Genomic DNA, 25,938 nt, shown 5'->3' on the forward strand with positions numbered 1-25,938 from the left:
TCCTCCTATTAATCAATTAATCTCTTATTTTTTTAGTTAGCGACCTTCACCATACTATGGCGTATGACTTTGTCTTTATATTGATAACCCTTTAGCATTTCCAGAATAATCTCATTTTCTCCATAGTTTTCATCATCTTCATGGGCTACCGCCGCATGTAAGTTGGGGTCAAATTTTTCACCCAAGGCTTTAATTTCTTCTACGCCCAAACCATGTAAAATCTCCTGAAATTGCTTTAAGATCATTTGTACACCTTTCAAGAAACTATCGTTTTCTTCCGCCTTGCCTTCTTGTGCTGCAACAGCTCTTTCTAAATTATCAACTACACTTAAAAGCTTTTCTACTGTATCTCTCACACCATCATCATACATTGTTGCTTTTTCCTTCATGGTGCGTTTGCGGAAGTTATCAAATTCAGCCAAGCTTCGCTGGTACTTATCAAAATTCTCCGCCGCCTGCTGTTCCAGTTTCGCAATCTTTTCTGAAGTATCGTCAACGATTTCGCCTTCTGTCACTTCTGATTCCTGTTCTTCTTGTTCTGTGGTTTCAACCATTTCTTCCTGTAAAATTTCTTCCTGTAATACCTCTTCTTTCAAGGCCTCTTCTCTGTCTTTATTTTCTGCCACTTCATTCCCTCTTTTCTCTAACCATCTTTATTGTCTTTATTATTATTATCCGTCAGATTTCGCAATACTCTCTCAATATTTTTCACCATTCCGTTTAAAACGGAAACCACTTGGGAGTAATCCATTCTAGTTGGTCCAACAATGCCGATGGTACCTCTGGTATCATCACTCAGCTTATAAGTTGCCGTAATTACACTGCAATCCTTCATGCCTTGCACAGTATTTTCACTGCCAATTAATATTTGCAGATCATTGCATTTGCTTTCTTCCAGCAAGGTAACCAAAACATCCTTTTCCTCTAAAGTCTGGAATAACGACTTGGCCTTGCTGATATCTGAAAACTCGGGAAAGGCTAACATATTTTTTGCACCACTCATATGAACTTGAACCTTTTCCGCCGCTTGCATGGTATTCTCCAAAGCTCTTAAGATTGGCCCTAGCAGACCCTTATAGTCTCCCAGCTCAATTTGCAAACGCTGGATGACCCCTTGATCAATCTGCTGTAATGCACAGCCTTGAAAAGCCCTGTTTAGATACGTTCCAATTTGAAATATAATATCGTCATCCGGCGCTGTTCCCACTTTAATTACATGGTTTTTCATAAAATTATCTTCTGTTACAATAACCAAAAGCACAGAAGCCATATCCAGGGGCAGCAACCGTATTTGTTTAATTCTTGCCCTTTGTCCCACAGGCTCGGAAATAAAGGTGGTGTAGTTTGTCAAAGCGGAAAGCACCTTTGCTGTTTCCTCCATAAGATAATCAATTTGGCTGATATCTCTGGAAATAACACTTTGTAAATAACCTTGTTCATCTAAGCTTAATTCTCGTTTTTGCATCAAGTGATCCACATAAAGCCTATATCCCAAATCTGAGGGGATACGCCCCGAGGAAGCATGAGGCTGCATAATAAAGCCCATCTCCTCCAAATCGCTCATTTCATTGCGAATTGTTGCAGAACTGATACCAAGGTTATATTTTTTTGCTATAGTTCTGGAGCCGACTGGTTCCGCCGTTTCAATATAGTCATTGATAATTGCCTGTAATATCTGAATTTTTCTGTCATTCAACGACATCTGAGCCGCCTCCTCTTTTACATTGTTAGCACTCACTTAGCACGAGTGCTAATTCATATACATAAGATAGCACTTGACACCTTATATGTCAAGCGCAAATTGTAAATTTATTATAATTTTACCAAAGAAAAATATTAAGATTTATTTTCTTTATTCATCCAATAAAAACTCTGCAAAAACCTGATTACTTAAGTCAATTCCTCTTTGCGTCAGTGCGATTCCCTCTTCTGTTTGTCTTAATAAATCACTTTCTAAAAAATCTGAAATCACCTTACTATAAACCTCTGTCATCTCCACGCCAAAGCGCTCAAAAAATACTTTGAACGATACCCCCTCTGTCAAGCGAAGCCCCAGAAACATAAATTCCTCCATGGCGGCCTTTTTTAATACCATTTCCCGTTCTTCTTCTAATCTATTTATTTCCCCATCCGCCAGAATATATTTGTCCAAATCATAGGTATTGTGGAAACGGCTTCCTTGAAAATAGGAATGGGCACCTAAACCCATGCCTAAATAGGGTGTGGTCTGCCAATATATTTTGTTATGCCTGCTCTCTCGCCCCAATTTGGAAAAATTTGAAATTTCATATTGATAATAGCCTTTTTCAGCTAAAAAAGCCACCGCATAATGATACATCTCTCTGTCCAGCACTTCCTCTGTTTCCACAAGCTCGCCTTTTTCAAATCTTTCATAAAAAGGTGTTCCTTCTTCAATGATTAGGCTGTATGCCGAAATATGTTCCGGATTCAAATCCGTAATTTTCTCAAGAGTCTCCTTCCAATCCGTAAAGGTTTGCGTTGGCAAAGCAAACATAAGATCAACATTAATATCGTCAAAACCTGCTTTTCTTGCATTTTGAAAATTATCCACAAATTCTTCTATGGTATGGATGCGTCCTAAAGTGGATAACAGTCGGTTTTGCCATGCCTGAACGCCCATGCTTAAGCGATTAAAGCCCATTTTTCGCAATGCCTCACCCATTTTACCATGGATGGTACCGGGATTGGCTTCAATGGTGATCTCTGCATCCTCAACAATGGTAAAAGAAGCGTTTATCTTTGTCAGCAGTCTTTCGAGTAAATCTTCAGAAAGCACTGTGGGTGTTCCACCGCCAAAAAAAATAGATGAAACTTGAAAACCCCTGGTTTTTTCTCCACGCTTTTCTATTTCCTGCTCCAATGCATAGACGTATGCTTCAAATTTATCCTCCATGTTTCCAAAGGAAGGAAAATCGCAGTAAAGACACTTTCTTTTGCAAAAGGGAATATGCACATATATCCCTATATTTTTCATCATAGCTCATCCTTTCTTTCCCATATCATAGCATAGGCTTTCCTTGAAAAAAAAGGAGAATTTGTGCTATAATTTTTAATTGTGGAAAATAAATCAATATATTTTATCGATAAATTCTGAAACTGCGAGGTCTTTCCTATGAGTGCTTTTCATGAAATGAAAGAGGAGATAACAGCATTTTTTAATCGCAATCTGGTTCTTAAACTTTTTAAATGGATCAGTGTAATTTTATTCCCATTGTATCTTACCTTAGCAGTAAACTATCTGTCCTTTGGAAATACAACACAATTGTATACACTATTTACGAAAGATATAGGTTCCTTTGCCTTTGGCTTACTATTGGTTTGGTTGGCCTTTCTCTTTTTTGCCGCAGTGATACCTAATTTATCCTTAGCGGCACTGGTCACCGCCATTCTATTTATTAGTTTTTCCTTAGTTGATTATTTTAAATTTGCTATTTTAGAAGTCCATTTTTTCCCGTGGGATATTTATCTGGCACGAAATGCTTCAAGTTTTGGAGAGTTTCTAAGTACCATTGTGATACCTGAATCCCTTTGGGAGATTCTTTTCAGCACATTATTTTATTGTATCTTACTTTTTCTGTTAGCTCCCAAAATCTCTATGAAATGGAGATTTCGTGTATTGACCTCCCCTTTATTTTTTGTGGGTTTTATTCTGCTTATGACGAACCATACCGTTCAGCAAGGTTTGTCTCCTTTTTTAGGAATCTCATCTGAAAAACCAGCAGATCAAAATACGTTTTACGCTGAGCATGGCTTTCTAACTGCCTTTTGCCTAAACTTTGGCAGTGTTCAAAATACAAATGTACCGCAAAATTATAGCAAAAGTTATATAAAGAACGCCTTTGAAAAATATCTGCCTAATCAGAACAGCGGAGAAACCTTTCAAAACCCCGATATTGTTGTAGTGCTTTCCGAGGCTTTTTGGGATCCTACTGTTTTAAATGGCGTTACCTTCTCTGATGACCCTTTAAAAAATTTTAGAAAAATTACGAAATCAAACCCAAGCGGTAAAATGATTTCCCCAACCTTTGGTGGTGGCACCGTTCGTCCTGAATTTGAGATTTTGACAGGCATGTCCACCAGCGCTTTGCCCCCGGGAAACATTCCTTATCAGCAGTATGTAAAAAAGGATATTTTCTCATACCCCAGAGTTTATAAAAATCTTGGCTATGATACAATCGGCCTACATACCTATCAAAAAACCTTTTATGATCGCGCTAAAGCATATCCCCTTATGGGTTTCGATGATTTTTTAGGGGAATATGACCTTCATGCGGAACAGCATTGGAACAGCGGACCATATATTACCGATGAAACCATTGCTGAGGAGATTGTATATCAGTTGGAACAACCCCATGATGTAGGGGTATTTGTAATGGCAATTACTATGGAAAATCACAGCATGTATCAAAATAAATTCGATGAAAAGGATAAGGTTATTAAAGTGAGTGGTGATAACCTTACTTCCCAGCAGATTTTGACCTTGGAAAACTATGCCGCAGGTGTGAGAGATTCTGATCGTGCATTAAAAGCAATTTATGATTATGTTATGAGCCGAGAGAAACCCACAATTGTACTGTGGTATGGAGACCATCTGCCAACGCTGGGGGATGATTTTGATCCCTATCTGGCGACCGATACCATTTCCTGCCCAACAGCGGCACAGTGGTCGGAGGAGGAGAAGCATATCATGTTTTCTACCCCCTATTTGATTTTCACAAATTATGATACAGGAAGAGCATATTTGGCAGACAACCAATCTGTTTCGCCCTTTCTGTTGCCTGCTCTTATGGCAGACTACATAGATGCTCCCCAGTGCCTGCAAACAAATTTCTTATTGGAATTGTATCGTACATGCCCTATTATGAGTAAATATTATAACTTCTACTCCCCCAATGCCGATAAAACCAAGCGGGAACAAATACGGGAGCTTCATGAACTCATGACTTATGATATGCTCATTGGCAAAAACTATATTTCAGAAATAAAGTAACCTATTTTCACAGAATCCACCCCTATGCTTTAAAGAAAATCCATATCTCAGAGCATAGGGTTTTTCATGCAAAAAAGAGTGTTTTCTAATGCTAGAAACACTCCTTTCGCAATGCTTTTGTCTCTTCTATTTAAAACCATCTGACCCTCATAAGCATATGAATTTTATATAATATTATGATCTTCAACTTGAAAACATAGAACGCTATTGCCACTCTTTTCATAACGTGAAGTTGTGATATAAAGCAAAGATTTTTTATCTCTTTATTCTTGAAAACGCACCATCCCATACAACGGATTGATACCCTTCTCTATCTGTGTCCCCTTCGGTACTAAAGCACAATATCTTGGCATTTTCATCAAGTTTTAATTTCTCTCTCCACTCTCTCAAATGGGGATTTCTCATAATTTCCCCAACAATCCCAAAGGTTACTGCACCGCTTTCTCCTGAAATAATACGTCCATCCCCCTTTGTAGGGTTTCCCAAAATACGCATTCCCTGTGCTGCTACATAATCAGGACAGGAGATAAAATTGTCTCCATACTCCTTCAAGATTTCCCATCCAATACTGCAAGGCTCGCCACAGGCCAAACCTGCCATAATAGTGTCCATCTCACCTGTCACATAGTGGAGTTTTCCATCCCTTGCCTCTGCGGTACGATAAATGCAATCTGCCTTATTTGGCTCAACAATGGTTATGATGGGACAGTCTTCTTTATATATTGCGGCAAAAAAAGCTGTTACTGCCCCAGCCATAGAACCCACACCGGCTTGCAAAAAAATATGAGTTGGCTTTTCCGACATCTGGGTATATGCCTCGTAAGCCATGGTTCCATACCCTTGCATAATCCATAAAGGAATATCCTCATAGCCTTTCCATGCTGTATCCTGCACCATGATCCAGCCTTTTTCCTCTGCTTGCCTATGGGCAAAACGAACAGCATCATCATAATTCATATTTGTAATGGAAGCCTCTGCTCCCTCCGCCAAAATGTTTTCCAAACGCTCAATTGCACTACCCTTGGGCATATAAACCACAGCCTTTTGCTTTAGGGTTTTTGCAGTCCAAGCAACCCCTCTGCCGTGATTTCCATCCGTGGTCGTAACAAAGGTCATCTCTCCTAAAACATTTCTTGTTTCCTCAGAAATCAAATCATTGTATGTAAAAGCATCTATGCCTCTGCCCATTTTTTGTGCCATGAAATTTCCTATGGCAAAACTGCCTCCCAACACTTTAAAAGCATTCAAGCCAAATCGAAAGGATTCATCTTTTATGAAAATATTCCCTAATCCCAATTCCTTTGCAGTATTTTGAAAAGAAACCAAAGGTGTTTTTTGATAAATAGGAAAGCTGTTATGAAATTCCTGCACTCTCTTTGCCTTTTCCAAACAAAATTGGCTTAAATCACCCTTTTGTCTGCCCAACCGTTGATATTGCACAAGTTTAAACTCTTCTTTCAATATAAACCCTCCTCTGGCCAACTTTTTATTATTTTAGTATACTAATTTTTTCCTTTTCACGCAATATAAGAAGAAATTGAAAAAGCGCAGCCTTGTATAATGCCGCGCCATCTTTCACACTATTTCATCTTAATGTTATTATTTTAAAGCGGTGCGTTCTCTACTGCACCTTGAATCAGCAAAGTGAAAGCATCTCGGTTCAGCGGAAATACCCGATTAAAATAGATATAATAAATCAGCATAGACCAATAAACCTCAAATCCCCCTTTGTCATACTCAGCCTCTGTAGGAAAATACCCTGTACAACCATTGGTATAACCACCAAAATAAAAATATTCATTTCCAGTTAATTCTAGGGCATGCAAAGCAAATTCACACATGATTTCATTTGCTACACCGCACAAGCAACCATTTCCAATAGAAAAATACTGAATTTCGATGGTCTCCTTTTGAGTTTTAATACCACTTTTCTGCAATTGTAAAACCTCAGCCAACCACAAGGTACCGTCAATTCCTGCAAACTGTTTCGCCTCTTTGGCAATTTTCAAAGCTCGCTCATAAGGAAGCATATCTGCAAATAAATCAAGCTCCACGGAATACATCCCCAATCCTTTGAAAGCAGCTGGTGCAATGTTATCAATTACCGCTGAAATCTGCTTCAATACCTCTTGAGCCATCAGACTTAATGCCTTCTCAGACCGAACAAATCGATCATCTCCCGCATCCGGAGGGGTTAGCTTTGAATTAAAATATTTCGGCGCTACATCGCCAGATGCACCTTGGGTTACCATAACGGGGCACCCAAATCTTTGTTGTAAGGCATCTCGAACAGTACCAAAATAATCAGGAGAAATCAAATAATTATCCCCCTTCAAAACATTTGCGTGGGCAGTTAGCCTCAATAACAACAGCTTTAAATCGCCGCTTTCGGCATCAATTACCTTAAAAAAACCAATTCTTCGATCCAAGGCATCGTTGTCCCATCTACGGTTTAAGCCAATATCCCCATAAGCATTTCCCCATGCCCCTTTCATAGGCATAAACTTCTTTAATGCCAACCCAACAGCTTTCATTATTTGGTTGTCCACAAATTCTGCGTATTCCTTTTCTATGGTGTCATTGGGTGCCGAATGGGTATGGGAAAAACAAAGCATTACCTTTTCTTGCTCTACGCCTAACACTTTGCCAATAGCCCTACGCAAAATATCTCCATGCACCTTAGAAAAACCGATATGGTCAATGGCAATCAAGCAGCATATCTCTTTCTGATATTTCCATAAGGAAACCTGAGCCAATAGCCTGTCCATCACCCCTCTGGATTCCTCGTCCTCACGACCAAAGCCAATGGTCTGCATAGGTTCCTGAGGTGTGATATCCACTTCCTCATATGCAAAATGAACTACATCATTTGTTTCGCTTAATCTTTGATTCTTCATTATACTTTACTCCTTTATTTTCATTAAGTTAGTAACCCTTTTCATCTAGGGTAAGCTATAACGTTTTCTTAATTATAAAAGTGCAAAGTCATCTTCAAATATCTACTCCATGCAAACAATTTCTAAAATGACTTTGCATGGAGAAAATACAATGGTCAGTCTCATTCTATCCCTACTTTTCTTTTTCTTTTATTTTAGCATATTTTATGGAAATTAAAAGCTTTCTTAAAATAAAAATATTACTCCTCAAACAAAAAACTTTAATTTATTTTAATTAGTGTCGTATATACTTGACATTAAGTAATTTTTGTTTCAATATATGTCAAAGAGGTGATGTTATGGGAAGAAATATTGCAATTAAGGTTGCTCGCGCCCAGTTAGATATGACGCAAAAACAGCTTGCAGAAAAAGTGGCTATTTCACGGCAGACAATGAATGCCATCGAACAGGGGGAATATAACCCCACTATAAAATTATGCCGAGCAATCTGTAAGGTTCTTGGCAAAACTTTAGACGAACTTTTTGGAGAGGATGATAACAATGAAACTGCAAAACAATAACTTAGATGAAATGCAAGAAAAAAAACTTTTGGAAATTGAACATAAAGGGTGCTGGCTGGCCTTTTGGGGTCTCCTTATAGCGATATTAGTGCAAATACTTATATTCGATGAAGATGTTATTCGCTCCGTCGCCGGTGAATGGATTATTCTGTTTTGTCTTTCCCTTTATATGTCCATCGGCAGTATGAAAAACGGAATTTGGGATAGACGACTGAAACCTACGGGAAAATACAATGCTGTTTTAAGTCTGGTTTCAGGCCTGGTTTGTGCCCTGATTTTTTCCATTTCCTCTTATTTGAAATACAATGCTTTAATGGGCTCCATAGCAACAGGTGTTTTTATGTTCATTTTCATATTCGCTATCACCTTTTTAACTTTAAGTATATCTGTAAAGATGTATCATAAAAAAATAAGTAAAATGGAAACCAATTGTGAAGATTGATTTTGATCGAAGCTTTAAACAAAAACAGCTCTATGTGTTTTGAACAAAAAAGCTTATAAACTCAAGTTTATCTACACTTGCTTTTTCCGAAACAATTAAGCACCTTTTTCAAGATTTTAGAGTTCGTGCATAATTGACTTACAGATATAAAAAAGCCCGTATACCAAGATAATTTCAAAGTATACGGGCTTTTACCTTCAATTAGATTATAAGTTTGTTTAATAGAACCCTGACATTTGAAATCCAAAATTTCTCTCATTTTCACTTTACAATACAATCACTGAATTATTATTTACAAACCACTGCTGTGCCGGAAACACTAACCATCAGCATCCCATTGTCAGCTCCTAAAACTTCGTAATCAACATCTACACCCACTATGGCATTTGCCCCCATAGCATTGGCTCTTTTCATCATCTCTGCAATGGCTTGCTCCCTTGCATTGATTAATTCGTCCTCATAAGTACCGGATCTACCGCCAAAAAAATTGCTTAAACCGGCAACCATATCCTTTACGAAGTTCACACCTGCAACAACCTCGCCAAAAACAATGCCCTGATAAGATAAAATTTCTTTTCCTTCAATACTATTTGTCGTTGTAATAATCATTCTATTATCCCTCTCTTTTCTCTTTTTTAGTAAATCACCCTGCGCATTTGTGCCCCAAAGGGCATTAAAGCAAGTCCTGCAAATTTAAAATGCTGAATGCCAAAGGGAATCCCAATTATGGTCACACAACATGCAATACCTAATGCCAAAGAACCCATTGCTAACTCAAGACCACACAACAAAATCCAAATTACATTTAGAATAATTGAGCCTGAGTTTAAATTACCATAATGTATTTCAGTCCCAAAGGGCCAAATTACCATCTCTGCAAATTTAAAACACTGCAATCCAATGGGTATTCCTATGATTGTGATACAGCAAACAATTCCCGCTAAGAACCAACCAATTGCAGTAAGAAGTCCGCCAAATATCAGCCAAAGAATATTCCCCAACACGCTCATTGTTCTTTTTCCTTTCTATAAAACGCTCTATAATAGTCAACGGCTTTTTCATAATCTAGGGATGTAAGCACTTCATGACCTGCCTCTGTAAGCTCATACACACCCTTTTCAACTCTTTCAAACCATTGATAGGCATTGCTCCTAAGATTAGAGGCGTACTTATCGTCCTTCCCCAACTCTCGCAACGCTTTTAGAGAAATCTGCCCAAAAGCTTCTATCATACAGCAAAGCTCAATGGCTTTCTCCCGATAAGCAGTCATGATCTTTTTCCGGTTCATACCACCCACATTTTCAGCCACATGGCGATTTTCCAGCTCTGCCATGAACCGCTCCTGCTTCTTGCGGCTTTTCCGAATCATGCTGTCAGCTGGCTCTAAAATAACATCAACAGATTGCATTGGGCTATCTAACGCAACAGTAATCAGTCCAAGCTCCAATCGCTTTAATAGCCTCAGCATATCCTTCCATGCTCGCTCTCTCTGTCCCTTTTGGGGTCGAGGAATGGCAACAAAAACTTCATCCGTTAGACTTTGCCGCTCCAAAGCCTGATAAACCAACTTTAAGTTAAAGCTTTTTTTCAGCTCTATAATAACGGTTTGCCCTTCCTTTATTGCGGCAATATCGCAATGCTTTACTTCTGCCTGCACCTGAAAACCTTGATTCTCCAAAAAAATCCGAATGGGCTCATATAAATCCGTTTCTTTTATATTCATTCCTATCTTCCTTTAGCCATAAATGCTTCAATATCGGCAACGCTTCTTATCAGATCTTTTGTCATAACTTCACAACCACCTTCTGTTACCAAAACATCATCCTCAATACGAATACCGATTTCCCACTCCTCAATATATAACCCAGGCTCCACAGTCAGCACCATACCCGCCTGTAAATTTCTGTCCAGATATCGTCCGATATCGTGGGTTTCCGCTCCTAAATAATGGCTTACTCCATGATAATAATATTTTGCTACATCTTCCATGGTTTCCACTAACCCAATTTTTTTGAGTTCCACAAGATAGTGCTCTTTTAAAACCTCATTTAACCGTGTAAAAGGCACACCAGGTCCAATGGTATCAATCACTTTTTGATGTCCTGCCAAAACAATGTTGTAAACTTCTTTTTGCCTTTCGGTAAATTTTCCGTTCACAGGGAAGGTACGGGTTATGTCTCCACTATACCAATCCATCTGAGCACCTGCATCCACCAAAATCAAGTCGCCATCTTTGGTTTTTTCATTGTTTGAAACATAATGAAGGATGGTTCCTCTTCTCCCTGCCGCCGCAATGGTCTGAAAAGCCTTATGCCGCACACCTCTTTTAGTCAGGACAAAATCATAATATGCCTCAATTTCATATTCCATCATCCCTTCACGAGCATGCTCCATCATTGCAAGAAAGCCCTCTTGGGTAATCGCCATTGCCTTACGCATGCGCTCCAATTCCCATTCCTCTTTTATCAAACGTAAATCGCTAAAAATGGGATAAAGATTACCCATATCAACAGCAGGATACTGCTCTCTCATCTCCTTTGCAAAAGAAAGGGCAGCACTGGGCAAGGCATTCCAATCTCTATTTTCTAAGTCCAGATAAACCATTTTGATGTTATGCTTAAAAATGAACTCTGCAAAATCCTTTCGAAAGCTATCAATAAATTCTATATTTTGAATTTCAGATATCTCTCTTGCTTCCTCAGCTGTCATATTTGCCCCCACCCACTTTGCCATAATTCCGTTATCTCTGGGAATGTATAGGGTAGTTGTTATACCTGCGGATGTCTTTGCCAGAAAGAAAACACAGTTTTCCCGCTCTATTCCCGTAACATAATAAAAATTTCTGTCAGGGGAAAAGGGATACTGCTCATCACCTCTCTTGTAGGGTGCTTGCCCCGCAAAAACCACTGCAACACTGTTCTCTGTCAAACGTTCTATCAATTTATCTCTATTCTTCTGAAAGCCTCCCATTTGAAACACCAAGCCTTTCTCCTTTATTTTATCACATTTTATCAAAACAGCTTCTAAGAAAACCAGTTAAAAAACGAAAGATTTTATTAAGCTTTATTTTCCCAAGAATTCATTATCCATCAGAGAATTTTCACCACCAAGGTGAGAAACACAAAGAACTCCTTCACCTAGGTATTAAGAGGGCATCTCTCAGTTTTAAGGTAATACTATTCTGCAAAATAATAACCCGCTTCCTGTAAAAAAGATATGATTTCCCCTCTATCTCCCGTTAGTTTCCCCTGCACTGCGCCATCTTTGCCACCTCCCTTACAATCAAAGGTTTTTTTCAATATCTCTACAATTTTTCTGGCATCCATTTTTCGGCTAACCAGTACAAAAGCAAATCCATCCTCAGAAGGTGTCATTACAATGGCACGTCCGTCAATTTTTTCCACTGCCAAATCCGCCAAGGCAGTCATATCTTTTCCGCTGAGTTCATCCTCAATTATCAATATATCCTCTACATCCTGGGGCAGTTTTTCAATTCGGTGCATGAATACCTGCCATTTCCACTTTTTCAATTCTTGAATATATCCATCCTTTTCCAACAAAAGCTTTTGTACACTAAGGCTGATTTTCTCCTCTTGTACAGATAGTGCCCTGCCTACTTCTTTGGCGGCTTGATGAATTTTCTGGTAATAAGCCAATCCTCTTTTCCCACAAAGCAGTTCCAATCGAGTACCACCTTTATAATTCTGCACACCGACGATTTTAATTATCCCAATTTCTCCTGCTAACTTCACGTGGGTTCCACAGCAGGCACAGCAGTCATATTCTCCCGCCTTGACAATACGAACTTCGCCCGTCAGCTCAATCTTACTGCGATAGTCTAATTCTTCCAATTCCTCTTTTTCAGGATAAGTAATGTCAATGGGTGTATTCTTCCAGATTGCCTGATTTGCCCTCTCTTCCAGCCAACCTAAGTCCTCCTCGGGAATTTTGGCATTAAAATCAATGGTGATTCCTTCTCGCCCCATATGAAAACCAATATTATCACAATGATATTTTTTGCAGATAATTCCCGATAGAATATGCTCTCCTGAATGGTTCTGCATCAAATCAAAACGGTGCGCCCAATCAATTTTACCCTCTACTTCAATCCCAACAGCCAAGGGGGCTTCAGCATAATGAATAATTTCTCCATTTTTCTCATGTACATCAAATACGGCAACACCGCCCAAAGTTCCTTTATCTGCGGGTTGTCCCCCTCCTTCAGGATAAAACAGCGTTTGATTTAATACAATATGATAGCTCTCTTTGCTTTTTTCACAAGAAAGCACAGTCCCCTTAAATTCGGTGCTATAACCATTCAGATAAAATAATTTTTCAGTCATTTTTTTGCCTCCTGTCATACTTTACCACAGTATATCACGCTTTTATCCTCAAGAAAAGACCGGTCAATCCCAAGGATTATTTTCGTAATGAAGTTCACCAACCAGAGTGAAAAATGCAATCAGAACCACTAAATTAATAGTAATTTTTTCTTGCCTATCGTTTGTGAAAATCCCTTAGCTTTTTGTCGAAACATAATCCTTCCAGTTCAGTGTACAAAAAAAGCAGGTACTGTTCTCTGGAACAATGCCTGCTTTACATCTTGAAAGTTTATTTTTTTATAATAAATCCAATGGCAACTGTACCCGGCCCAGAATACGTGCCTACCACTGGTCCTATAAAGCCGTCAAGGGAATTAGATATATCATAATCCTCGGCAAAACAGTCCTTTAAAACAGTCAAATTTTCTTCTGCAGCACCATGACAAAACATAATAGGATAATTTTCATCTACACCATGGGTCATAGCAAGCTCTTTCATCATGGTAATCATTTTTTTCTTTCCCTTTGCTTTTGCTGAATTGATTACCAAACCGTTCTCAACCGTTAAGATAGGGTGCAAATTTAGCATCGTGCCCACAACTGCCGCGGCACCGGATAATCGTCCGCCTTTTCTAATATATTTCAGGGTTTCTATTGCGGCATAAATTCTGGCCCTGCAGGACAATTCACTGATTTCTTCAAACAATTCCTCTGCTGTTGCTCCCTCTTTTGCCCACTTCGCCGCTATTTCAACCAAAAGACCCAAAGAACTGCATACCTGATTGGTATCTACAATCCAAATTCTATCACTTCCAATAGTAGCCTTGGCGATATTGGCTGACTGCACAGTCCCGCTCAATTTACTGCCAATTAAAATGCAAAGGATGTCATCGCCTTTATCTAAGGCTCCTTGAAAAGCTTTTTCAAAGGAATGCGGTGTAGGCTGTGCTGTTGTGGGAATCTCAGGATTCGTACGAAGATGTTGATAAAATTCCTCTGCTGTGAGGTTTTCTCCATCAATAAATGTTTCTTCTCCAAAATGCACAGTTAAAGGCACGCATATAACACCAATTTCCTCTAATCTCTTATGAGGTAAATCACAAGTACTATCCGTAATAATCTGTACCATATTTCTCCTCCTTTTATAAAACGTATAAAACGTAAATAGCATAAATTAATATGTTTTCTTCATATTAATTATAATAGTTTTTAAAACCGCGTCAACTGTTTTTTAATAATGAATCTGGGGATATTTTGGAATAAGCAGCTACACCTGCCAAATGTAAATCCCTGTTCTGCAAAACAAAACCCATGAAAAAAGCCCTAAAATTTTTTCATTCTAGGGCTGAAACAAAACAGCTTTTATTTATTCAATTATTTCTTCTATCATTTCTTCTGTCTTTTCTTCTTCAGTGATTTCATCGTTCCTTCTTTTCAATAAGTAAAAACCACACAACAGCATAGCTACAGCTACAATAATCCGTCCTGTATTGCCGTTCATCCGCCATGCCAACTCCCATAAAAACCCACCGAAGAAAGGATCTAACAGGTTCATACAAATTTGAACCAGCATACAGATACCCCAAAGAATCAAGGCTATTGCAATAATCTTTTTGTTTCTTTTCAAAAAGTCATCTGCATTTGCCATATCAAAATCTTGAAAGAGGAAATAACGGTCTTTTTCCTCTAAGAACTCCTCTTCTGGCATACTCCGCAGATTGTGGGTATGAAAAAAGCTAAAAAACCAAACAACCGGTGCAATTGCCCAAAGAACCTCTACTCCCGTCCAACCACCAATGGCTCCCACTCCAAAAAACAGAATCATTAAGCTGATTCCCTGTTTGTAGAGACCCATATACATTTCACCTGCTCCCGGCACCAGAGAACAGCAAAAAGTAAAAAAAGGACTTTTTTTGTTTTTCATTATAAATTACCTCCAAATAATTCTTTATGATTTCTTTTATTTAATCATAGTATAACTCCTTCTTCTTTGTATTTTTTTTACACTTTATTAAGATTCTATAAATCTTAATAAAAAACACTTACTTTTCAGTAAGTGTCACCCAAATACTATGTGGAAATCTAGCAGTTTCTCTCATAACTATTGAAACCCCCAATTGGCATGCGGGTTTCAAAGTTTTGAGAACTTTAATAAAAAGCAAGTGTACATTTTTACTTTAGCCAGCTCCTGATTTCTTCTTACATAGAGAAAGAGCATTGTTCATGATTAGCCCATGCTTTCATACCTAACTTATCATTGAGAATTTTTTTCAGAATCATTCTCCAGAAATTTTTCAATCACTGCCCAAAGCTCATCGACTCCTGTTTTTTTCTCTCCTGAAAAGGGTATTAAAACATCCTCGGGGCCAAGATTCAATGCTTTGCGAATCACAGATAACTGCTTGGGAATCTGACTGCGATTCAATTTATCGGATTTGGTCGCCGCAATAATAATGTCATAACCATAATGCTTTAACCATTCATACATCATCACATCATTTTTGCCCGGTTCATGACGCAGATCCAGTAAAAGTATAATAGCTTTGAGCTCTTCACGTTTGCCCAAATATTCTTCAATCATCTTGCCCCATTTTTCAATTTCCGTTTTAGGTGCTTTCGCATAACCATATCCCGGTAAATCCACAATATACATTTGCCCATTCACATCATAAAAATTGATTGTTCTTGTTTTGCCTGGCTGTGAACTGGTTCTCGCCAACGCTCTGCGGCCTAGCATAGCATTAATCAAAGTAGATTTTCCTACATTTGATTTGCCGGCAAAGGCAATTTCCAATCTGCCATCCACAGGATAGTGGGAAAAATTTGTTCCGATTGCCGCCAAAGAGGTCTCTCTTACTTCCATATCTTCACTCCCTTCACCAATGCAACCTTTAATACATCTTCCATAGTTTTTGCCAAAACGAATTCAATGCCATCTTTGATTTCGTCATTAATTTCTGTTAAGTCTTTGTCATTTTCCCATGGAAGAATTACTGTTTTTATGCCCACCTTCTTTGCAGCAAGCACCTTTTCTTGTAATCCACCAATGGGCAGTACTCTGCCTCGAATGGTAACCTCTCCTGTCATGGCAACATCGTGATGCACTTCTTCTTTGATTAAAGCAGAAAGAATAGCTGTAGCCATGGTAATACCCGCAGAAGGACCATCCTTTGGCGTTGCCCCTTCGGGGATATGTATATGGATATCATTCCTTTTATAAAAATCTGGTTCTAATCCAAAGATTTTGGCTTGTGAGCGGATATAGCTGATAGCGGCTTCCGCCGATTCCATCATCACCTTGCCTACGTTCCCCGTAAGCTTAAATTTCCCGTCCCCTTCCATGGCATTCACCTCAATGGAAAGAGTGGTTCCTCCCACAGATGTCCAGGCTAAGCCACGAACAATACCAACCTGAGGTTTCACGTAAATTGTATCTTTTCCATATTTTCTTTTTCCTAGAATGCTTTCCAAGGTTTTTCCAGAAACAGTTACACTTTTTACTTCGCCCGATAAAATCTTCTTTACTGTTTTTCTGCAAATCTCACCGATTACTCTCTCCAGCTGTCTCACGCCAGCCTCTCTTGTGTACCCGTCGATGATTTGTTCTAAGGCATCATCTTTAAATTTTATTTGTCCTGCGCTTAATCCGTTTCGTTTGCACTGCTTTTCAATGAAATGCTCCTTTGCAATATGCAATTTCTCCTGAGATGTATAGCTCCCCAGAGAAATGACTTCCATTCTGTCCAAAAGTGGCTTTGGTATGGTATCCAAACTATTGGCAGTACACATAAAAAGTACTTTTGAAAGATCATAGGGCAATTCAATAAAATGATCACGGAAAGTGCTGTTTTGCTCCCCATCCAAAACTTCTAGCAACGCCGCCGCAGGATCTCCGTTATGGGAAACACCCAACTTGTCAATTTCATCCAAAAGCATTAAAGGATTTATTGTGCCGGCTTGCTTCATAGCGTTTATAATTCGGCCAGGCATTGCCCCAATATAGGTTTTTCTGTGCCCTCTTATTTCTGCCTCATCCTTTACGCCACCGAGAGACATTCTGATATATTTACGGTCTAATGCTCTGGCAACAGAGCGAGCAATGGAGGTTTTTCCAATTCCCGGAGGTCCAACCAAACAAAGAATTGTGGGTCTCTCCTCAGGAACATTTTTTCTCACTGCCAAATACTCCAAGATACGTTCCTTTACTTTTTCCAGTCCATAATGGTCTTCGTTTAAAATCTGCTCTGCCTCAGCCAAATCAAAGCTCTCTTGGGTTGTTTCTATCCAAGGCAGGCTCAATAGTGTTTCAATATAGTTTCTGGACACATTGGATTCCGGAGATGTAACAGGAATCCGAAGCATTCTGGTAATTTCTTTTTCAATTGCTGTTCTTACAATCTCAGGCGGATTCTTTTTCTCCAGTTGCTTGCGGTATTTCTCGGCGTCAGCACCAATTCCGTCCTTATCACCTAACTCCTCTTGAATTACCTTCATTTCTTCCCGAAGATAATATTCTCTTTGGTTTTGCTCAATGCGAGTTTTTGTTTTACTTTCAATTTCTTTCTTAATTGTTAGAATATCTTTTTCGTTCTGCATAATCTCCAATACCGCTTCCAAGCGCTCCATGGGATTTAGCATCTCAAGAATTCTTTGCTTACGCTCATAAGATATTTCAAGCCCTGCTGCAATCAAATCTGCCAGTTTCCCTGGCTTCGAAGCAGCTTCTACACTGCTTAAAAGATCTGTGGCGGTACTGTTGGGTACATATTTGGTGTATTCCTCATAATTTTGAATTGCCACACGCATGTAAGCCTTCAAATAGTCATCAGGCTCTTCTGGCAAATCTTGTTCCAAAAGTGTTATTTCTGCATAATCTGAAGAAGTTTTTGTCCAAATACTCTCCAGCCTTCCTCTTTCCTTTCCCTCTACAATAACGTGAGTCATGTTACCGGGAAGCTTAAGTACTTGCTTTATTACACATAAAGTACCAATTGTATATAAATCCTCTTGCTCGGGATTGGGTGTTTGAGGGTTAATTTGTGTAGCCAAAAACACTTGACCACCATTTTTCTCCGCTTCAGCAACGGAATCTAAAGATCTCGTCCTGTTAACAGGAAAGCTGATTGCCATATGGGGGAAAACAGTCAATCCTCTTAAAGCAATTATGGGTATTTTAATCGTTTCTTTTTTCTCCATTCTTTCACCTCTGTTTTCTAACCTAATAGGGTATATTCTGCTTTAAAGATAAGCGAAAATCCAGTTAAAAATATAAGTCCTTCATTTCTTTCAATCTTGAAAATGAAAGTCTCTCTAATCAAAATTTATGTGCAGATTCAAAAACACAATTTGTGTGTCTTTTATTCCAAATTTCCCAAATACACATCGTTTCCAATGGAAACTTTCAATCATAATTTAAAAACGGTCAATAAGTATTTTGATAAACGGTTACGAATATAACGAAATATATAATCAGACAGCTTAAATCTTTTCTTTTATTCCAATTTATCTTTAGGTACCTACTTCTATTAGAAATAGGTACCCCTTTAAACCCAAATGAAACAAGCCGCTCAAATTCGAGGTTCTCCGCTAAAACTTTACATATTATACCCTAAATTGGCGCTTCGGTCAAATAACCAAGTGACTTTTCACCAAATTTACCATGAATTACCCTCTTGGGCTGTCAAAATTCCGCTTTCATCCACATACCCGTTGTTTTCGCCTTTTCGGAAAATCTTTTCTAAAAGCTCATCTACATTTTCTAAAGGCTCTACAGAGATACTCAACTTTGTAAAAGCATCTCTCCAATTTTCTTTAGGAATAAAGGCTCTTTGTACGCCCGCCTCCATAGCTGCGGCAAGTTTATCCGAAACACCACCAACAGGTAATACTTGTCCTCTCAGTCCAATTTCTCCTGTCAGTGCAATCTCCCCATCTACTGCGGCACCAGTAAAAGCAGAATACACCGCTAAAAACATGGCAACACCTGCCGACGGACCGTCCACAGGAGTTCCTCCCGGAAAATTAATGTGAACTTGATACTCATCTTTTTTAAAACCATACTTCTCCAAGACAGTGAGTACATTTTCTGCAGAACTGCGGGCATTACTTTTCCGTCGGCTAGAACGCTGTCTGCCCTTTATTTCTTCTTCTTCCACAATACCCGTTACTGTCAACAACCCTTTTTCGGCTTTTAAAACAGTTGCTTCTATGGCTAGAAGTGCACCGCCACCGCCGCCTTGAACAGCCATTCCGTTAACTACCCCAATTTGAGCCTTCTTACTTACTTTTCTTCGCAAAATCGGTTGATACCTCCCCGTTTCCGCCACCCATTCCATATCGGCAAATGTAATTTTTCTGTTTCCCTCCATAGCCGCCAGGGATGTTAAGGATTGAACAATATTTACCGTGTCTCGTCCCCCTCTAGCATAGCATGCGATTTTTTTACTAAGGCCTTCTTCATAGGGAAAACCACCTCTGTTCAAGCTGTTTCTTGCAATTTGTTCCACTGCTTTTTCATCCAACCCCTCAAAAAATATTTCTGTGCAACGTGACCTAAGCGCCGGAGGAATATCAGCGGGGTTCCTTGTGGTTGCCCCAATCAGACGAAAATCAGCAGGAATTCCTTTTTGAAACATTTCGTGAATATAAGGTGGTATGTTTTTGTTTTCCCTGTTATAATAGCTGCTCTGAAAACGAGCAATTCTATCCTCTAATACCTTAAGAAGCTTATTCATTTGAACTGGATGGAGCTCACCGATTTCATCGATAAACAATACACCTCCATTGGCTTCACAAATGGCACCGGGACGAGGCTGTGGCACACCCATCTGTCCAAATACACCTGCTCCTTGATAAATGGGATCATGCACAGACCCCATTAAAGGGTCTGCTATATTTCTTTCGTCAAACTGAAGGGTAGTCGCATCTATTTCAACAAACTTTGCTTTTTCCGAAAATGGACTACCCTCTTTTTCCTTAGCTTCCTCTAAAATTAAACGAGCGGCAGCAGTTTTTCCCACACCAGGTGGTCCATAAATTAAAATGTGCTGGGGATTCGGTCCGCATAGAGCAGCCCTTAGGGCCTTAATTGCCTTTTCCTGACCAATAATTTCTGCCAAATCCTTTGGACGTGTCTGCTCCGCTAAAGGAACAGTCAACTTTTGCTGCCGCATACCATCCAGCTCTTCCAGCTGTCTCGTATTTTCTGCTGGTGAAAATTCACCCTTTAACTGTTTTTTCTGAACTCTTGTAAAAAAATAGTAGGCACCCATTCCGAAAAACAGTATTTGCACTATGGTCAAAACGTTCCATCCGTTCACAAAATCCTCTCCCTTTTCGATTTTCCTGATATTAGTATTCCGAAAAATGAAAAGTCTATGCCATAGGAAGTAAAAACCACACACTTTGTATAATCTTTACGAAAAAAATGCTAAAATTTATGTAATCCCTATACAAATCTTCCCTAAATAATCAGCTTAAATTCCACATAATCTTTTGTTTCACGGTAATCATTCTTAGCTTTTTCATCTTATTTTTCCTGATACCCATACAAGCGAAACCCCTATTCAGTTATCAGTTTTTTGACAAATTAGTAAACATAATACTCTCAGTTAACCTAGAATTATATACTAAGTGCATTTTCATTTTCACCTCGCCCTCACAACCCACTCCATCAACTGATGTTTTTCCTACTACTATAAAGGGCAGCTACTTTCAATGCCTTAGAGTGTATTGCAATAACACCTTTAACAATTGCTCTTGATACAGAAACTGTTTTTCTAATATTTTATGTCAAAAAATAATATAATCCTTCTGAAAGAAGGTAACATCCATACCATCTGCGCTGTGACTGACTTCCTCATGCTAATGGCACAAAAAAAGTGCACCACCAAATATTGAATATTTGGGGTGCACTTTCTAAATACCCTTAAAATTTAAGGATAAATGTTCTATTACTAATTGGGCTATGCCCAGAATCCATTGAAGTGGGTACACTTAAGGCACACTTGCTACGCTTATCCCCTAAGGAAAAAGCATACCAATACCATTCAATTTGAATGAATCTTACTCGGAGATTTCTACTACGGAACCAGCGCCTACTGTTCTACCACCTTCACGGATAGCGAAACGAAGACCCTGAGCCATAGCTACGGGAGTAATCAATTCAATCTGCATTTCTACGTTGTCGCCAGGCATACACATTTCAATACCAGCGGGCAAAGAGATAACGCCTGTAACGTCAGTTGTTCTGAAGTAGAACTGAGGTCTGTAGTTGTTGAAGAAAGGAGTATGACGGCCACCTTCTTCTTTGCTCAATACGTAAACCTGAGCTTTGAACTTTGTGTGAGGTGTAATGGAACCGGGTTTAGCCAATACCTGTCCTCTTTCGATATCTGTTCTCTGAACACCACGAAGAAGAACACCGATGTTGTCGCCAGCTTCAGCCTGATCCAAAAGTTTACGGAACATTTCAACGCCAGTTACAACAACTTTTCTTGTTTCTTCAGCCAAACCAACGATTTCAACTTCTTCCTGAACCTTAACAACACCGCTTTCAACTCTACCAGTTGCAACAGTACCACGGCCAGTGATGGAGAATACGTCTTCGACAGGCATCAAGAAAGGCTTATCTACATCACGCTTAGGGTTAGGGATATAGCCTTCGATTTCGTTGAACAAATCAACGATCTTGTCGCCCCAAGGGCCAGCAGGATCCTGAAGAGCCTGTAAAGCAGAACCTCTGATGATAGGAATATCATCACCGGGGAATTCATACTCGGAAAGAAGGTCTCTGATTTCCATTTCAACCAAGTCAAGAAGTTCTTCGTCATCTACCATGTCGCACTTGTTCATAAATACAACAATGTAGGGAACGCCTACCTGACGGGAAAGCAAAATGTGCTCTCTTGTCTGAGCCATAGGACCATCAGTTGCAGCAACAACAAGGATAGCACCGTCCATCTGAGCAGCACCTGTGATCATGTTCTTTACATAGTCAGCATGTCCGGGGCAGTCAACGTGAGCGTAGTGTCTAACAGGTGTTTCATATTCAACGTGAGATGTGGAAATTGTGATACCACGTTCTCTTTCTTCGGGAGCCTTATCGATATTATCAAAAGCAACTTCTTGTCCCAGTTTGTATCTTTCGAACAGTGTTTTTGTAATCGCTGCTGTAAGAGTTGTTTTGCCGTGGTCAACGTGACCGATTGTACCAATATTTACATGAGGTTTGGTTCTTTCAAATTTTTGCTTTGCCATTTTAAATTATCCTCCTTTAGGTTTGTGGAAATCTATTGAGTTTAGCACATTTACTGGAATGCACCTATCGACTACAATTATATTAGACTTCCCTTATTTTTGCAATACTAAAATAGCCACACAATGGATATTTTGGTACTTTTTCTAATCGAAATCAATCTTGATATATCACTGATTTTATTACTGTTTTTTACCTTCCAAAACCTTCTCCTGAACGGATTTAGGGCAAGGTTCATAATGGTCTACTTCCATTACATAGTTACCACGACCCTGTGTCTTGGAGCGAAGGTCTGTGGAGTAACCGAACATTTCAGCCAAAGGCACGAAGGAATGAATGATCTGTGCGTTAGATCTAGCTTCCATACCATCAATACGACCACGACGAGAGTTAATATCACCGATAACATCACCCATATAGTCCTCGGGTACAGTTACTGTAACCTTCATGATAGGCTCCAGCAGAACTGCGTCACCTTTTCTCATAGCTTCCTTGAAAGCCATGGAACCTGCTACCTGATAAGCTGTTTCAGAGGAGTCAACGTCATGGTAAGAACCATCGTAAACTTCTGCCTTAACACCCAAAACTGGGTAGCCGCCTAAGATACCGCTCTGCATTGCCTGCTGAATACCTTTATCAATTGCGGGGATATATTCCTTAGGAATAGAACCACCAACTGTTGCATTTACAAATTCATAATTGTGTTCTGCATCTGTACCAATAGGATAGAAACGAACCTTACAGTGACCATACTGACCACGACCGCCGGACTGACGTACGAATTTACCTTCAACATCAACAGCCTTACGGAAGGTTTCCTTATAGGATACCTGAGGAGCACCAACGTTTGCCTCAACCTTGAATTCTCTCAAGAGACGGTCAACGATAATTTCCAAGTGCAACTCGCCCATACCTGCAATGATTGTCTGTCCTGTTTCAGGGTTTGTGTATGTCTTAAATGTGGGATCTTCTTCAGCCAATTTTGCCAATGCAATACCCATTTTATCTCTACCTGCTTTTGTTTTAGGTTCAATCGCAACTTCGATAACGGGTTCAGGGAATACCATGGATTCCAAAATAACTTCGTTATCCTCATGACAAATTGTATCACCTGTTGTTGTCAACTTGAAGCCAACAGCTGCCGCAATATCACCAGAATAAACCTTGTCGATTTCTTCTCTATGGTTAGCATGCATCTGCAGGATACGGCCAACACGTTCTTTTTTACCCTTTGTAGAGTTGTAAACATATGTGCCGGAATCCAAGGTACCGGAATACACACGGAAGAATGCCAGCTTACCTACGAAGGGGTCATTCATAATTTTAAATGCCAAAGCAGAGAAGGGTTCTTCATCGGAAGAATGTCTTTCAATTTCTTCTCCTGTGTCAGGGTCAATACCCTTGATTGAAGCAATGTCAGTGGGTGCTGGCATATAATCAATAACGCCATCCAGAAGCTTCTGAACACCTTTATTTCTGTATGCAGAACCACACATAACAGGCACCAACTCGCAAGCGATACAAGCCTTACGCAGTGCACCCTTGAGTTCTTCTTCGGAGATTTCTTCCTCAGCAAAGAACTTTTCCATCAACTCTTCGTCTGTTTCGCAGATGGTTTCAACCATAATTGCTCTGTGCTCTTCTGCTAAATCTGCGTAATCAGCAGGAATTTCCTCTTCATCTACTTCTGTACCTGTTGCATTTTCATAGAAGTAGGCTTTCATCTTCATCAGATCAATGATGCCTTTGAAATCGTTCTCTGCACCAATAGGCAGAGTAACAGCTACTGGATGGCAACCCAGTCTGTCTACGATAGACTTCATAGAACCCAGGAAATCAGCACCCATGATATCCATTTTATTAACGAAAATCATACGAGGTACCATGTAGTTATCAGCCTGTCTCCAAACTGTTTCTGTCTGAGGTTCAACGCCGCCCTTTGCATCCAAAACACAAACAGCACCATCTAATACACGCAGGGAACGTTCTACTTCTACTGTAAAGTCAACGTGTCCAGGTGTATCAATAATGTTGATTCTGTTTTCATTCCAATGACAAGTTGTTGCAGCGGAGGTAATTGTAATACCTCTTTCCTGTTCCTGCTCCATCCAGTCCATGGTAGCAGTACCTTCGTGGGTATCGCCGATTTTGTAGTTACGGCCGGTATAAAACAGAATACGCTCTGTAAGAGTGGTCTTACCAGCGTCAATATGTGCCATGATACCAATATTTCTGGTTCTAGCAAGCGGGTATTCTCTGTTTGCCACGCTTTACTCCTCCTTTGTTATCCTTCACTAAACCAAAAACCAAACGAAAGGGTTTAGGCACATCTTATAAAAAATGCGCCCAAAGAATAGTATTTCCAAAACCCTTCGTATCCATTCCAATTTATTACCACTTGAAATGGGAGAACGCTTTGTTTGCATCTGCCATTTTGTGTGTTTCGTCTTTCTTCTTGCAAGCGCCACCTGCATTGCTTAATGCATCGATGAGCTCGTTGGCCAAACGGTCAACCATGGTCTTTTCGCCACGTTTTCTGGAATAAATGGTTAACCAACGAAGACCCAGAGTCTGGCGTCTTTCAGGTCTAACTTCCATAGGAACCTGGTAAGTTGCACCACCTACACGGCGTGCTTTAACTTCCAATACAGGCATGATATTGCCCAAAGCTTCTTCGAAAGCTTCTAAAGCTTCTTTACCTGTCTTTTCTGCTACTTTGTCGAATGCACCATAAACGATCTTTTCAGCAACACCTTTTTTACCATCCAACATAATGCTGTTGATAAGCTTTGTTACAAGCTTGCTATTGTAAACAGGGTCTGCTAAAACCTCTCTTTTCGCAACATGTCCTTTTCTTGGCACGATTCTTCCCTCCTTAATGAATAATCATATTCTCGGTACTTCACGGGTGTGATACCCGTGTTTTCATGCCTTAACATTCAATGTATATCTCGTCTAAGCAATCGCAGATTGTATTGATCTGTATAAGGCATTTCTCATTTTATTGTAATTACTTCTTTGCCGCTGTTTTGCCTGCTTTGGGGCGTTTTGCGCCATATTTGGATCTAGCCTGCATTCTCTTTGCAACGCCTGCTGTATCCAATGTACCTCTGACGATGTGATAACGCACACCGGGAAGGTCCTTTACTCTACCGCCTCTGATCAAAACAACGCTATGCTCCTGAAGGTTGTGGCCTTCACCGGGGATATAAGCTGTTACTTCAATACCATTGGAAAGACGAACTCTGGCGATCTTTCTGAGCGCGGAGTTAGGCTTCTTTGGTGTGGAAGTCTTAACTGCTGTACATACACCACGTTTCTGAGGAGAAGAAACATCTGTTGCTTTCTTCTGCAGAGAGTTCAAGCCTTTCTGCAATGCGGGTGCTGTTGATTTTTTCTCAATAGTCTGTCTGCCTTTTCTTACTAACTGATTAAACGTAGGCATTAATT

Annotated in this window: 22 protein-coding genes; 3 read left to right on the forward strand and 19 right to left on the reverse strand. The window is 39.6% G+C overall.

Annotated elements, in window-relative coordinates; all coding sequences use genetic code 11:
* Positions 1-32 precede the first annotated feature (32 nt).
* The 3 genes from grpE to hemW all read right to left on the reverse strand — a co-directional run bounded on the left by grpE (position 33) and on the right by hemW (position 2,995).
* Positions 33-626, reverse strand: a complete 594-nt coding sequence (gene grpE / locus CPRO_RS12530) for a nucleotide exchange factor GrpE (RefSeq protein WP_066052452.1) — start codon at positions 624-626, stop codon at positions 33-35.
* A 17-nt stretch (positions 627-643) separates the two neighbouring features.
* Positions 644-1,702 carry a heat-inducible transcriptional repressor HrcA gene (gene hrcA / locus CPRO_RS12535; RefSeq protein WP_066052456.1) on the reverse strand — a complete coding sequence of 353 codons (1,059 nt, stop codon included), beginning with the start codon at positions 1,700-1,702 and terminating at the stop codon, positions 644-646.
* Positions 1,703-1,852: 150 nt separating this feature from the next.
* Positions 1,853-2,995: a radical SAM family heme chaperone HemW gene (gene hemW / locus CPRO_RS12540; protein ID WP_066052458.1), complete on the reverse strand. Its 1,143-nt coding sequence runs from the start codon at positions 2,993-2,995 to the stop codon at positions 1,853-1,855.
* A gap of 138 nt (positions 2,996-3,133) precedes the next feature.
* Between hemW and CPRO_RS12545 the strand changes: the two genes are divergently transcribed.
* The gene (locus CPRO_RS12545; RefSeq protein WP_066052461.1) at positions 3,134-5,011 is read left to right on the forward strand and encodes an LTA synthase family protein; all 1,878 of its coding nucleotides are present in this window, start codon (positions 3,134-3,136) and stop codon (positions 5,009-5,011) included.
* 255 nt (positions 5,012-5,266) lie between these two features.
* Here the strand turns inward: CPRO_RS12545 and dpaL are convergent, their stop codons facing one another.
* Positions 5,267-6,472 (reverse strand): diaminopropionate ammonia-lyase, encoded by a 1,206-nt coding sequence (dpaL, locus tag CPRO_RS12550; protein ID WP_066052464.1) that lies wholly within the window; start codon positions 6,470-6,472, stop codon positions 5,267-5,269.
* A gap of 143 nt (positions 6,473-6,615) precedes the next feature.
* Positions 6,616-7,908 carry a hypothetical protein gene (locus CPRO_RS12555; protein WP_066052467.1) on the reverse strand — a complete coding sequence of 431 codons (1,293 nt, stop codon included), beginning with the start codon at positions 7,906-7,908 and terminating at the stop codon, positions 6,616-6,618.
* Between the two features lie 338 nt (positions 7,909-8,246).
* On the opposite strand from CPRO_RS12555, the gene CPRO_RS12560 reads away from it, so the two are divergent.
* Positions 8,247-8,468: a helix-turn-helix transcriptional regulator gene (locus tag CPRO_RS12560; RefSeq protein ID WP_066052470.1), complete on the forward strand. Its 222-nt coding sequence runs from the start codon at positions 8,247-8,249 to the stop codon at positions 8,466-8,468.
* A complete protein-coding gene (locus CPRO_RS12565; RefSeq protein WP_066052471.1) occupies positions 8,449-8,910 on the forward strand; it encodes a DUF6773 family protein in 462 nt (153 codons plus the stop codon). The genes CPRO_RS12560 and CPRO_RS12565 overlap by 20 nt, the downstream gene beginning before the upstream one ends.
* A 288-nt stretch (positions 8,911-9,198) precedes the next feature.
* Here the strand turns inward: CPRO_RS12565 and CPRO_RS12570 are convergent, their stop codons facing one another.
* The 14 genes from CPRO_RS12570 to rpsL form a co-directional block, all read right to left on the reverse strand.
* The gene (locus CPRO_RS12570) at positions 9,199-9,519 is read right to left on the reverse strand and encodes a putative heavy metal-binding protein (protein WP_066052474.1); all 321 of its coding nucleotides are present in this window, start codon (positions 9,517-9,519) and stop codon (positions 9,199-9,201) included.
* A 26-nt stretch (positions 9,520-9,545) separates the two neighbouring features.
* Entirely contained in the window at positions 9,546-9,920 is a 375-nt protein-coding gene (locus tag CPRO_RS12575) for a YccF domain-containing protein (RefSeq protein WP_066052476.1), read from the reverse strand.
* Positions 9,917-10,633 carry a DUF2161 domain-containing phosphodiesterase gene (locus CPRO_RS12580; RefSeq protein WP_066052479.1) on the reverse strand — a complete coding sequence of 239 codons (717 nt, stop codon included), beginning with the start codon at positions 10,631-10,633 and terminating at the stop codon, positions 9,917-9,919. The genes CPRO_RS12575 and CPRO_RS12580 overlap by 4 nt, the downstream gene beginning before the upstream one ends.
* Positions 10,634-10,635: 2 nt before the next feature.
* Entirely contained in the window at positions 10,636-11,880 is a 1,245-nt protein-coding gene (locus tag CPRO_RS12585; protein WP_066054049.1) for an aminopeptidase P family protein, read from the reverse strand.
* A 206-nt stretch (positions 11,881-12,086) separates the two neighbouring features.
* Positions 12,087-13,253 carry an alanyl-tRNA editing protein gene (locus CPRO_RS12590; protein WP_066052482.1) on the reverse strand — a complete coding sequence of 389 codons (1,167 nt, stop codon included), beginning with the start codon at positions 13,251-13,253 and terminating at the stop codon, positions 12,087-12,089.
* A 268-nt stretch (positions 13,254-13,521) separates the two neighbouring features.
* On the reverse strand, positions 13,522-14,361 hold the full coding sequence (locus CPRO_RS12595) for a DegV family protein (protein WP_066052485.1): 840 nt from the start codon (positions 14,359-14,361) through the stop codon (positions 13,522-13,524).
* Positions 14,362-14,598: 237 nt separating this feature from the next.
* Positions 14,599-15,156, reverse strand: a complete 558-nt coding sequence (locus tag CPRO_RS12600) for a hypothetical protein (protein ID WP_066052488.1) — start codon at positions 15,154-15,156, stop codon at positions 14,599-14,601.
* Between the two features lie 330 nt (positions 15,157-15,486).
* Entirely contained in the window at positions 15,487-16,095 is a 609-nt protein-coding gene (gene yihA, locus CPRO_RS12605) for a ribosome biogenesis GTP-binding protein YihA/YsxC (protein ID WP_066052491.1), read from the reverse strand.
* Positions 16,086-18,428 (reverse strand): endopeptidase La, encoded by a 2,343-nt coding sequence (gene lon / locus CPRO_RS12610; protein WP_066052494.1) that lies wholly within the window; start codon positions 18,426-18,428, stop codon positions 16,086-16,088. Before lon ends, yihA begins: the two co-directional genes overlap by 10 nt.
* 458 nt (positions 18,429-18,886) lie before the next feature.
* Positions 18,887-20,551, reverse strand: coding sequence for a S16 family serine protease (locus tag CPRO_RS12615; protein WP_236782353.1), 1,665 nt, complete (start codon positions 20,549-20,551; stop codon positions 18,887-18,889).
* 745 nt (positions 20,552-21,296) lie between these two features.
* Positions 21,297-22,490 (reverse strand): elongation factor Tu, encoded by a 1,194-nt coding sequence (tuf, locus tag CPRO_RS12620; RefSeq protein WP_066052497.1) that lies wholly within the window; start codon positions 22,488-22,490, stop codon positions 21,297-21,299.
* Positions 22,491-22,670: 180 nt separating this feature from the next.
* A complete protein-coding gene (gene fusA, locus CPRO_RS12625) occupies positions 22,671-24,755 on the reverse strand; it encodes an elongation factor G (protein WP_066052500.1) in 2,085 nt (694 codons plus the stop codon).
* A 124-nt stretch (positions 24,756-24,879) separates the two neighbouring features.
* Positions 24,880-25,350 carry a 30S ribosomal protein S7 gene (rpsG, locus tag CPRO_RS12630; RefSeq protein ID WP_066052503.1) on the reverse strand — a complete coding sequence of 157 codons (471 nt, stop codon included), beginning with the start codon at positions 25,348-25,350 and terminating at the stop codon, positions 24,880-24,882.
* Positions 25,351-25,498: 148 nt separating this feature from the next.
* Positions 25,499-25,933: a 30S ribosomal protein S12 gene (rpsL, locus tag CPRO_RS12635; RefSeq protein ID WP_066052505.1), complete on the reverse strand. Its 435-nt coding sequence runs from the start codon at positions 25,931-25,933 to the stop codon at positions 25,499-25,501.
* Positions 25,934-25,938: the final 5 nt, after the last annotated feature.

The organism is Anaerotignum propionicum DSM 1682 (genome assembly GCF_001561955.1).
GTDB classification, from domain to species: Bacteria; Bacillota; Clostridia; order Lachnospirales; family Anaerotignaceae; genus Chakrabartyella; species Chakrabartyella propionicum.

Bases quoted from the DNA above. Each gene is read 5' to 3' on its own strand.
- CPRO_RS12585 (WP_066054049.1), bottom strand. From the start codon at position 11,880: ATGGGAGGCTTTCAGAAGAATAGAGATAAATTGATAGAACGTTTGACA.
- CPRO_RS12570 (WP_066052474.1), bottom strand. From the start codon at position 9,519: ATGATTATTACAACGACAAATAGTATTGAAGGAAAAGAAATTTTATCT.
- CPRO_RS12565 (WP_066052471.1), top strand. From the start codon at position 8,449: ATGAAACTGCAAAACAATAACTTAGATGAAATGCAAGAAAAAAAACTT.
- lon (WP_066052494.1), bottom strand. From the start codon at position 18,428: ATGGAGAAAAAAGAAACGATTAAAATACCCATAATTGCTTTAAGAGGA.
- hemW (WP_066052458.1), bottom strand. From the start codon at position 2,995: ATGAAAAATATAGGGATATATGTGCATATTCCCTTTTGCAAAAGAAAG.
- CPRO_RS12560 (WP_066052470.1), top strand. From the start codon at position 8,247: ATGGGAAGAAATATTGCAATTAAGGTTGCTCGCGCCCAGTTAGATATG.
- CPRO_RS12555 (WP_066052467.1), bottom strand. From the start codon at position 7,908: ATGAAGAATCAAAGATTAAGCGAAACAAATGATGTAGTTCATTTTGCA.
- rpsL (WP_066052505.1), bottom strand. From the start codon at position 25,933: ATGCCTACGTTTAATCAGTTAGTAAGAAAAGGCAGACAGACTATTGAG.
- CPRO_RS12580 (WP_066052479.1), bottom strand. From the start codon at position 10,633: ATGAATATAAAAGAAACGGATTTATATGAGCCCATTCGGATTTTTTTG.
- CPRO_RS12600 (WP_066052488.1), bottom strand. From the start codon at position 15,156: ATGAAAAACAAAAAAAGTCCTTTTTTTACTTTTTGCTGTTCTCTGGTG.
- CPRO_RS12590 (WP_066052482.1), bottom strand. From the start codon at position 13,253: ATGACTGAAAAATTATTTTATCTGAATGGTTATAGCACCGAATTTAAG.
- CPRO_RS12545 (WP_066052461.1), top strand. From the start codon at position 3,134: ATGAGTGCTTTTCATGAAATGAAAGAGGAGATAACAGCATTTTTTAAT.
- tuf (WP_066052497.1), bottom strand. From the start codon at position 22,490: ATGGCAAAGCAAAAATTTGAAAGAACCAAACCTCATGTAAATATTGGT.
- CPRO_RS12575 (WP_066052476.1), bottom strand. From the start codon at position 9,920: ATGAGCGTGTTGGGGAATATTCTTTGGCTGATATTTGGCGGACTTCTT.
- hrcA (WP_066052456.1), bottom strand. From the start codon at position 1,702: ATGTCGTTGAATGACAGAAAAATTCAGATATTACAGGCAATTATCAAT.
- yihA (WP_066052491.1), bottom strand. From the start codon at position 16,095: ATGGAAGTAAGAGAGACCTCTTTGGCGGCAATCGGAACAAATTTTTCC.
- CPRO_RS12595 (WP_066052485.1), bottom strand. From the start codon at position 14,361: ATGGTACAGATTATTACGGATAGTACTTGTGATTTACCTCATAAGAGA.